The organism is Dyadobacter sp., assembly GCF_051859145.1.
Taxonomy (GTDB): Bacteria; Bacteroidota; Bacteroidia; order Cytophagales; family Spirosomataceae; genus Dyadobacter.
The window spans coordinates 1-10,148 of record NZ_JBHYGF010000604.1 but is presented as its reverse complement, the minus strand read 5'-3'; the positions used below and the strand labels follow the sequence as shown (position 1 = coordinate 10,148).

The window sequence follows — 10,148 nt, the reverse complement described above, 5'->3', positions numbered from 1 at the left end:
TGGGATTGCGAACAATATATGTGCTGGCAAGATCTTCGGCTGAGCAGGTAACTATTACATCAGGATAGCAATAGGAAAGATTCTTGATGCACTCAACCTTCACACTTTCCGCGAAAGTCTTACAGCCTTTTGGCTTAAAAACTTCTTTGAAAAGCGTACGAACATTATCAACGATTTCATTGTGTTTGAGCGACGTACCAGCCATAGCGAAAACCTCCCCGTCATAATATTCATGACGGATCTCGCTTTCCTCTTCCAGTTTGAGGTATTCGGCTACGGTGTATCTTGGCTCAACCATAAGTGCAAAACCCATGTGTGTAAAGTGTTTGGTGATTAATTAAACAATTTACACTAACACAATTTAGTAAATCAAATCCGATTATCATGCGGCAAAACTTTCAAGAAGGAAGCCGTCCATGCAGCCGGAAAGCGTTCATCATGCTGGCACAATTTTCATGATTTCAGAGTTATGCCAGCACAACCATTACTCCAATTTACCGGCAAAAGTATATACTGCTCCGTCGCCGACGTGCACATTGATCCGTGGATCCCAGTCGACCGCGCCATTATCACACATGCGCACAGTGACCACGCGCGCTGGGGGAGCAAGCATTATCTTTCGCACAAAGACAGTGAGCCCATTCTGCGGCTTCGGCTTGGTCAGGATATCAACCTGCAAACCATGGAATATGGTCAGAAATTCATGATCAATGGTGTGAAATTCTCGCTGCACCCTGCCGGACATATTATTGGTTCTGCGCAGGTTCGCGTGGAGTATAAAGGCGAGGTTTGGGTAGCAAGCGGCGATTACAAGCTGGAAAATGATAATGTATGTACACCTTTTGAGCCGGTAAAATGCAATGTGTTTATTACAGAATCTACCTTCGGTTTGCCCATTTACAAATGGCAGCCGCAGCATGAAGTGATGACCGAAATCGATAATTGGTGGGCGCAAAACCGCGCAGACGGAAAAGCCAGCGTGATCATGGGTTATTCGTTAGGTAAAATGCAGCGGATCTTGAAAAATATACAGTTGCAGGACGGACCTATTTACGCCCACGGTGCTATTTATGCAGTAAATGAACGATTGCGTGAAGCAGGTTTTGACTTGCCCGAATTGACATTGGTAACGAAAGAAACTGACCGCAAGCTCTTCAAAGGTGCATTGATCGTCGCACCGCCATCAGTGGACAGCAGTACCTGGATCAAGAAATTTGCCCCTTACTCTCTGGGTTATTGCTCTGGCTGGATGGCGCTGCGCGGGGCAAAAAACCGCCGGGCTGTCGACCAGGGATTTGTGCTGAGCGACCACGTGGACTGGCCCGATTTGAATACGGCTGTCTTGGAAACCGGGGCTGAAAAAGTGTATGTAACGCACGGATATACCAGCATTTACGCACGCTGGCTCAATGAAAATGGAATTGAAGCAGGCGAAGTGCACACGATGTACGGAAATGAGGACGAGAGCGAGGAAGAAGAAAATGTGCAGGATGCCGCAGTGGCAACTGAAAGTTACGAGCAACACAAAGCCGCATTGGAAGAAGAAACCGAACAACCAACAAAAGAAAAGTCCCCCAAAGGGGATTTAGAGGAAGGAGGCCAGCAATCATGAAACAATTCGCAGACCTTTTCATGAACCTCGACCGTACCAACAAAACCAATGCAAAGGTGGAGTTGCTGAAACAGTATTTCCTGTCAGCTTCGGACGAAGATAAAATATGGGCATTGACCCTTTTCACAGGTCGTCGACCCTCATTTAAGGTTAACCGCACGATGGTAAAAGAATGGGCGGCGCAAGAAGCCAATATCCCTATGTGGCTTTTTCAGGAAAGCTACCATAGCGTAGGTGACCTGGGCGAAACCATTTCGTTGCTTTTACCAAAAAACCAAACGTTTGACTCTGACAAAACCCTGACTGACTGGTTTCACTACCTCGGTATGTTGCCGGGTATGACGGATGAGGAAAAGCGCGACCACATCATCCAGGCGTGGATGCAGCTTTCGCAGCACGAAACTTTCGTTTTCAACAAACTATTAATGGGCAGTTTCCGCATTGGCGTTTCACAAACGCTGGTAGTGCGGGCATTGGCGGAGGCTACTGATATTGACTCGAATGTGATTGCGCACCGGGTGATGGGGCAATGGGAACCGAAGGATACCACCTTTGAAAAACTGATCCTCGACAAAGGCGAAAACGACAATGCATCCCGCCCCTACCCCTATTATCTGGCATACCAGATCGAGGGCGATGTTTCTGATTTAGGCGAACCTGCGGATTGGTTTGCTGAATGGAAATGGGACGGAATCCGCTCACAAATCATATATAGGAATAATGAGCTTTTCATCTGGACGCGTGGAGAAGAACTTTCAACCGAGAAATTCCCGGAACTGCATTTCCTCGCGGATATTTTGCCAAATGGAACTGTACTCGACGGTGAAATTGTGACTTACCAGGAAGGAAAGCCAATGCCTTTTAACGTATTACAAACGCGCATTGGCAGAAAGAATTTATCCAAAAAAGTCCTCGAAGAAGCTCCCATCGCATTTCTCGGCTACGATATGCTCGAAGCAAATGGCGTAGATATCCGCGGCCTGACGCAGGAGCAACGCCGGGCTGAACTCGAACTTTTGCACAGCCAGGTTGCCGCACGAACCGTTTTTTATCTTTCTCCATTGATTGATTTTAAAGAATGGAAGGATTTGCATGATCTGCATTCAACATCGCGCGAGCAGAATGCAGAGGGTTTTATGATCAAACGTAAAGCAGGTACCTATCAGGTTGGTCGCAAAAAAGGTGATTGGTGGAAATGGAAAGTGGATCCGCTGAGTGTTGATGCTGTTTTAATATATGCCCAAAAAGGGTCCGGCCGAAGAGCTGAGCTTTTTACCGATTACACTTTTGCAGTATGGGGCGAAGACGGGAAGCTGGTACCTTTCGCCAAAGCATACTCAGGCTTGACGGATCAGGAAATCGGAAAGGTGGATTATTTCATCAAAAGAAATGTAATCGAGAAGTTCGGTCCAGTACGAACTGTGAAACCGGAGCTGGTTTTTGAAATTGGTTTTGAGGGGATTAATGCATCGACAAGACACAAGTCCGGCATTGCGGTGCGCTTTCCGAGGATATTGAGGTGGAGAACTGACAAGAAGGCGGAGGAGGCAGATACTTTGGAGAATTTGAAGGGGATTTTGGAGATGTATAAATGATGGGTTTGGTTATATTTGTTTAAAGCCAATTGAAAAACTAATGAAAAGTACCTCCCAAAGAATCACTATCGATGAATCGATTTGTAATGGTAAGCCAACTATACGGAGTTATAGGATTACTGTCAAAACGATTCTGGAATACCTGGCGGCGGGTGAAACTCCCGAGAACATTCTTGAAGCTTACCCTTTTTTAGAAGAAGCCGATATAATTGCATGCATCCAGTTCGCCGCAAAGGCAATGGACAGTGAGCACTATTCCATTATCGCTGCATAAATGGCCGAATACCGTTTTTTGATCGACGTCAATCTGCCAAAGTATTTTAGCTTCTTCAATTCGGACATTTTTGAATTTGTCATTGATATTAATGGAAAGTGGCCCGATCGCGACATTTGGGATTATGCCCGCGAGCATGAAATGGTAATTGTCACGAAAGACACCGACTTCTATCATCGCTGCCTTCTGGATCCAAATCCAGTTAAAGTCATTCATATAAGACTTGGCAATGTGTTAATCCGTGATTTACACATCTTCTTCCAAACACATTGGCAAACAATTTTAGAGCATCTTGTTAATGCGAGAATGATCATCGCAACCTCGGACAGAATTGAGGTGATCCCGCTTTAACTTTCTTAAATCTTTATCAACCCAACCTCTTGACCAAATCCAAAGGACATATCATCGCCGAAAAATGGTTTAAAGACAAGGGATGGAAATGGGCGACATTTCAGAAAGAAGCCGCTGCTGCTTATTTGGATGGAAAAAGTGGACTTGTGAATGCGCCTACGGGCAGCGGAAAGACCTATTCGCTTTGGGTACCGATTTTAATAAGGCACATCAATTCTCTGCCAGCGAAAGAACCGAAAGCAGCGTCGAAAGAACCGAAAGCTAAATCAAAGGATACGAAGGCTAAAAAAGGGTTGCAAGTACTCTGGATTACGCCGCTACGTGCATTGTCCAAAGACCTTTTCCGGAATATGGAAATGGCGGCGCTGGAAATGAACCTGACCTGGCGTGTTGGAATGCGCACGGGCGATACCAATGCGAAAGACAGAAGTGATCAGAAGAAGCAAATGCCTGATGCGCTGATCATTACACCCGAAAGTCTGCACATTCTATTTGCTCAAAAAAACAATTCAGAGCTATTCAAAAACCTGCATACTGTGGTTATAGACGAGTGGCATGAACTAATGGGCAGCAAGCGCGGCACGCAAACAGAGCTCGCGCTTGCCCGATTAAGGAAGATGAACCCGGCTTTACAAACCTGGGGAATTTCTGCGACCATCGGCAACCTGAACGAAGCCAGACAAGTGCTCCTTGGAATGCGCTTTCCGCAAGAAAATGCGGTGACTATCAAAGCCAATACAGATAAGAAAATTTTAGTGGAAAGCATTATCCCGGATCGTGTGGAAACACTTCCGTGGTCGGGGTATATGGGCACCCGGCTGGTGGACCAGGTGGTAGAGATTGTGAATCAAAGCAGTACCACGTTGCTTTTTACAAATACCAGATCGGGTACCGAGATCTGGTACCGGACTATCATTGAAAAGTATCCCGAGTTTGCTGGCATTATGGCTTTGCACCACGCATCGCTTGACCGGGAAATACGCGATTGGGTGGAGGAGGCTTTGCACGATGAAAGGTTAAAACTCGTCATATGCACAGCGAGTTTGGACTTAGGCGTGGATTTTCGGCCGGTGGATACGGTAATTCAGGTGGGTAGCCCGAAAAGTATTGCGCGATTTATCCAGCGGGCAGGACGAAGCGGCCACCGACCTGGCGTGGATAGCAAGATCTATTTCTGTCCAACCAACGCACTGGAACTGATCGAGGCGGTTTCGCTCCGGGAAGGTGTTGCCAAAAACATACTGGAAGACCGGCCGCCGGTGGCTCACGCATTTGATGTGCTGGCGCAATGGATGATGACACTGGCGGTGGGAGAAGGTTTTGACGAAGCGGAATTATTCCAAGAAGTGAGCGACAGCTATGGTTACCAATACATTAACAGGCAGGAATGGGAGTGGCTCCTGGGATATATTACCACCGGCAGCTCTTCCCTGCTGGTTTACGACGAATACAAAAAAGTAGAGCGCGTTAATGGACGCTATGTAGTTACGAGCCGGCGTATCGCATTGCGGCACCGGCTGAGTATGGGAACGATCGTTTCGGAGACGGGAATTACAGTCAAGCTGCAAAGCGGAAAGTATCTGGGTACAGTTGAAGAATCTTTTGTGACCTGGATGAAGCCAGGCGACGTATTTACTTTTGCAGGAATGACCGTCGAATTTATAAGAATTCACGAAATGACGGTTTCGGTTAAAAAAGCAGAGGGTAAGAAAGGATTTCTGGTTCGCTGGGCGGGTGGCAGAATGCCGCTTTCCTCGCAGCTGTCTGCATTTATCCGGGAGCGACTGGCGGATGCAATTGAAAATCCCTTCAAAGAAAAAGAATTGGCCAAAATGCAGCCGCTGCTGGAATTGCAGGCGGAGCGTTCTATAATCCCGAAAACAGACGAACTGCTGATTGAACAATGTGAAACGCGGGAGGGACATCACATCTTTATTTTTCCATTTGAAGGCCGGCTTGTGCATGAAGGAATGTCGATCATTCTCGCTTACCGGCTCTCGAAACTCAGCCCGATCACATTTTCTGTCGCGATGAATGATTATGGGTTTGAACTGCTTAGCGACCAGTATGTTAACCTTGAAAGTATCCTGCAGGATCACGATCTGTTTTCTACCAAAAACCTTGTAGACGATATTTACCAGAGCGTGAATGCAACTGAAATGGCGAAGCGTAAATTCAGGGAAATAGCGGCAATTTCGGGACTGATGTTTCAGGGGTACCCGGGAAAAAATGTCAAAACCAGACAATTGCAGGCTTCCAGTTCGTTGCTATTTACGGTTATGACCAAATATGAAGACAATAACCTGCTCATCAAGCAAGCTTACCAGGAAGTTTTGACCTACCAGCTGGAAGAAGTACGGATGCGGCAGGCGCTGGACCGGATTGCGACACAGAAAATCATCGTTAAAAAAACACCCAAACCAACGCCATTTTCTTTCCCGATTATGGTGGATCGGCTGAGAGAACAATTAACTTCGGAAAAGCTGGAAGACAGAATCCAGAAAATGATCAAACAGTACAGTAATGCAGATTGAAATCAGAGGGGAACATTTTCAGTTATTAACACAAAAGGCCATTTTTTGGGAAGAAACGCAGACATTGTTGATCGGGGACCTGCATTTAGGCAAGATAACCCATTTCAGGAAAGAGGGAATTGCGCTGCCTCCCAACGCGATCGATAACAATTTCGCGAGATTAAATCAGCTCGTACAAAACACAGGCGCTACCCGCATTATCTTTCTCGGCGACCTTTTTCACAGTCAATACAATGCAGAATGGGAGCTTTTCCGCGAATGGCGGCAAACGCATCATTACATTGAAATGCTGATTGTAATCGGCAACCACGACATTTTGCCCGTGAGCCTCTTTCTCGAAGCGGACTTGGAAGTACATTTAAATGATTACGAGGAAGGTGATTTCGTTTTTACCCACCATCCTAAGACAGAGGCCGTGGAGGACAAATTTGTATTCGCCGGACACGTGCATCCTGTTTTCACTACTTATGGAAAAGGTCGCCAAAGTGTGCGTTTACCCTGTTTTGTAGTCGATAACCATCAGGCTATCCTTCCCAGTTTTGGCGTTTTCACCGGCGGGTTTCAAATGGATTTAACCAAAAACCGGAAAATATTTATCACTACTGAAACCAAGGTTTTTTCGGTTTGTTAGATAGAGGAGTAAAGGAAGGGGGGAACAATGGGAGGAAGGGAAGCACAAAAGCCTGAAAACAAAAAGAGACTGCCAGTTAAGACAGCCTCTTTCTCACTATTTGTTCAACTTATTTTTTATTCAACAACGCTCAATTTCACTGTATTTGTCTTGCGTTGTCTTGAAACCGGCATGCTCAGGGTATTGATGAATACATCTCCTTTTTGCAATTCGCCTTTTTCTACCAGGAATGTTTTGATATCCTCGATCAGATCGTCTGTGGACACACCTTGGTCGCGGTCGTAATAATATACCTTGGTACCCCAGTACAATGCCAACTGATTCATTAACACTTTGTTGGAAGTAAAAATGATCAGGCTCGCTTTTGGTCTGTGATGTGAAAGACGAAAGGAAGTATATCCCGAGCGTGTAATCCCGATAATCGCGCTGGCGTGGGTATCACGTGCCAAACGGCAGGCGCTCATTACTACATTATCATTTAATTTATAAGCACCCGGGCTCTCATTTACAAATGCGTGGTGCCTGAAATAGATGCTGTTTGTAGACGCTTCAACCCGCTCAATGGTGCGTGTCATACTTTCAACGGCCAGGATCGGATACTTACCCGAAGCAGTTTCAGCACTTAGCATTACTGCATCAGCTCCATCCAAAACCGAGTTTGCAACGTCGTTCAATTCAGCGCGGGTTGCACGTGGACTGTCGATCATACTTTCCAGCATTTGTGTCGCAACGATCACAGGCTTTCCAGCTTTGTTACATTTGTCCACGATCATTTTCTGGATCATTGGTACCTCTTCGGCAGGAAGTTCAACTCCCAAATCACCGCGGGCTACCATAATACCGTCAGTTGCTTCGATGATCTCGTCGATATTCACGATCGCTTCCGGCTTCTCGATCTTCGCGATCAAACGTGCAGTTTTGCCTTTGTTGGCAATATATTCCTTCACTTTCAGGATCTCAGCTGCGGTGCGAACGAAAGACAATGCAACCCATTCCACATCGTGTTCAAGGCCAAAATCAAGATCTTCGTAATCTTTGGTAGTTACCGAAGGCATCGAAACCCTTGTATTGGGCAGGTTAACACCTTTTTTGGATTTCAAATACCCGCCGTAAATAACTTCTGTTACTACATCCGAACCGTCAATGCCTGTTACAAGCACTTCCAGTTTTCCATCGTCCATCAAAACGCGATCGCCTATTTTGACGTCGTTATACATTCCGTCGTAAGGTGTACTCACTTTTTCAGCAGTTCCCAATACTTCGGTATTTGATAAAATCAGCTTGTTTCCCGGCTCAATCAGCACACCGTCTTTTTCAGCTACGAGGCCGATACGGATTTTTGGACCTTGCAAATCCTGCAATACCGCCAGGTTCAATCCATATTCTTCATTGATCTCCCGGATTGTATTAAGTCTTGCAAGGTGGTCGGCGTGGGTACCGTGAGAGAAATTCAGACGAAATACATTTACTCCGGCTTTTGCTAATGCGTATAAAGTTTCTTTGGATTCTGAGGCCGGACCTACTGTCGCAACAATTCTGGTTTTTTTGGAAGACATACGGGATATGCAGTAAGAAATGATTTTTTATAAACAGTCCACGTCGATAACGACCTGAATGCTTTTCAAAGTTTTGTCGGTCAAAATGTCAATAACTTTTTCCTGTATAAATGACTTTGCCGCCTTAAAATTAATCTTTTCTCGTTCAAGTTTAATGAGAATATCGAACAAAAACTGATTTCTTACTCTTTCCACGAGCGGCGGCTGAGGTCCCAAAACCCGGCTTAAACCCAGATTTTCAATCAGTTTTTTGGCAAGTACCTGGGCTGCTTTGTTGGCGACAGCTTCGTCAACGTGCTTTACAGTAACTTTGATAAGCCGCGTAAATGGCGGATAGCTGTACTTTTCCCGCTCGATGATCTCAGACTCGTACATGCCGATGTAATCATTTTCGATAATGCGTTCAAGCAGCTTTTGTGCCGGATTGGCAGTTTGGATCAGCACTTTACCCGGTTTATCTGCCCGCCTGCCTGCGCGACCGCTTACCTGCGTCAGCATCTGAAATGCGCGTTCAGATGCGCGGAATTCGGGAAAATGGATAATGCGGTCTGCGTCAAAAATGCCGACTACACTCACGTTATCAAAGTCGAGGCCTTTGCTCACCATTTGCGTCCCGACCAGAATATCGATTCCGCCTTCTTCAAATTCCTGGATAATCTGCTGGTATGCATTCTTGGCGCGGGTTGTGTCCAGGTCCATCCGCTGCACCCTCGCTCCGGGAAACATCAGATTAATTTCCTCTTCAATCTTTTCGGTACCATAACCCATTGTTCTCACTTTCGTAGAGCCGCAGTGGGGGCAAGTGCGCGGCACCTCTTCTTTGTGTCCGCAATAATGGCAGCGCAATTCCCTGGCTTTCATGTGGTAAGTCAGACTTACATCACAATTCGCGCATTCAGAAATCCAGTTGCATTCCTCGCATTGCATGTAAGGCGAGTAGCCGCGGCGGTTTTGGAAAAGAATGGTTTGTTCCTTGTGATTGAGGTTATGCTGCAACTGCTCGATCAGGACAGATGAAAATTCATTCTTCATCTTTTTACTCTTCTTTTCCTTCTTGATATCGATCAGTTCAAAGGTTGGTAATGCGGCATTTCCAAACCGCTGCTTCATTTCCACGAGCCCGTATCTACCACTTTTTGCATGATAATAGCTTTCCAATGAGGGAGTTGCAGAGCCGAGCAGCGTTTTACCTTTGTGCATATAAGACATAATCACCGCCACATCACGCGCATTGTAGCGCGGCGCGGGATCGTGTTGTTTGTAGGAAGATTCGTGTTCTTCATCTACGATAATCAACCCCAGATTGTCAAACGGCAGGAAAATAGCCGAGCGCACGCCGACTACAAACTGGAATTTCCCGTCGAGAATACCTTTCCAGACTTCCACCCTTTCATTATCAGAGAATTTGGAGTGGTAAATGCCCATTACATCACCAAAAACCTTTCGTAACCTGACTACAATCTGCGTAGTCAATGCAATTTCGGGTAAAAGGAAAAGTACCTGCGAGCCGCCTTCCAGTACCTGCCTGATCTGGTCAATGTACACTTCTGTTTTTCCGCTGCCGGTGATACCGTGAAGCAACACAACTTCCTTGG

Annotated in this window: 9 protein-coding genes; 6 read left to right on the top strand and 3 right to left on the bottom strand. The window is 46.1% G+C overall.

Annotation, left to right across the window (positions count from 1 at the left end):
* Positions 1-313: Uma2 family endonuclease (locus ACTIE6_RS26885; RefSeq protein ID WP_439559572.1), on the bottom strand; the 313-nt coding region annotated here is incomplete at its 3' end.
* Positions 314-469: 156 nt separating this feature from the next.
* On the opposite strand from ACTIE6_RS26885, the gene ACTIE6_RS26880 reads away from it, so the two are divergent.
* Genes ACTIE6_RS26880 through pdeM form a run of 6 tightly spaced genes read left to right on the top strand, consistent with a single transcriptional unit; the run spans position 470 to position 6,997 of the window.
* On the top strand, positions 470-1,612 hold the full coding sequence (locus ACTIE6_RS26880) for a ligase-associated DNA damage response exonuclease (protein WP_439559571.1): 1,143 nt from the start codon (positions 470-472) through the stop codon (positions 1,610-1,612).
* Positions 1,609-3,207: an ATP-dependent DNA ligase gene (locus ACTIE6_RS26875; protein WP_439559570.1), complete on the top strand. Its 1,599-nt coding sequence runs from the start codon at positions 1,609-1,611 to the stop codon at positions 3,205-3,207. Before ACTIE6_RS26880 ends, ACTIE6_RS26875 begins: the two co-directional genes overlap by 4 nt.
* Before the next feature lie 40 nt (positions 3,208-3,247).
* Positions 3,248-3,481, top strand: a complete 234-nt coding sequence (locus ACTIE6_RS26870) for a DUF433 domain-containing protein (RefSeq protein WP_439559569.1) — start codon at positions 3,248-3,250, stop codon at positions 3,479-3,481.
* Positions 3,482-3,832: a DUF5615 family PIN-like protein gene (locus tag ACTIE6_RS26865; RefSeq protein ID WP_439559568.1), complete on the top strand. Its 351-nt coding sequence runs from the start codon at positions 3,482-3,484 to the stop codon at positions 3,830-3,832.
* A 29-nt stretch (positions 3,833-3,861) separates the two neighbouring features.
* A complete protein-coding gene (locus tag ACTIE6_RS26860; protein ID WP_439559567.1) occupies positions 3,862-6,366 on the top strand; it encodes a ligase-associated DNA damage response DEXH box helicase in 2,505 nt (834 codons plus the stop codon).
* The gene (gene pdeM, locus ACTIE6_RS26855; protein WP_439559566.1) at positions 6,356-6,997 is read left to right on the top strand and encodes a ligase-associated DNA damage response endonuclease PdeM; all 642 of its coding nucleotides are present in this window, start codon (positions 6,356-6,358) and stop codon (positions 6,995-6,997) included. The genes ACTIE6_RS26860 and pdeM overlap by 11 nt, the downstream gene beginning before the upstream one ends.
* Before the next feature lie 116 nt (positions 6,998-7,113).
* On the opposite strand, the gene pyk is transcribed toward pdeM, so the two are convergent.
* Complete coding sequence (pyk, locus tag ACTIE6_RS26850; RefSeq protein ID WP_439559565.1) at positions 7,114-8,553, bottom strand: pyruvate kinase; 1,440 nt, start codon at positions 8,551-8,553, stop codon at positions 7,114-7,116.
* Between the two features lie 27 nt (positions 8,554-8,580).
* Positions 8,581-10,148, bottom strand: a 1,568-nt coding sequence (gene priA, locus ACTIE6_RS26845) for a replication restart helicase PriA (RefSeq protein WP_439559564.1), incomplete at its 5' end; no start/stop codon positions are given.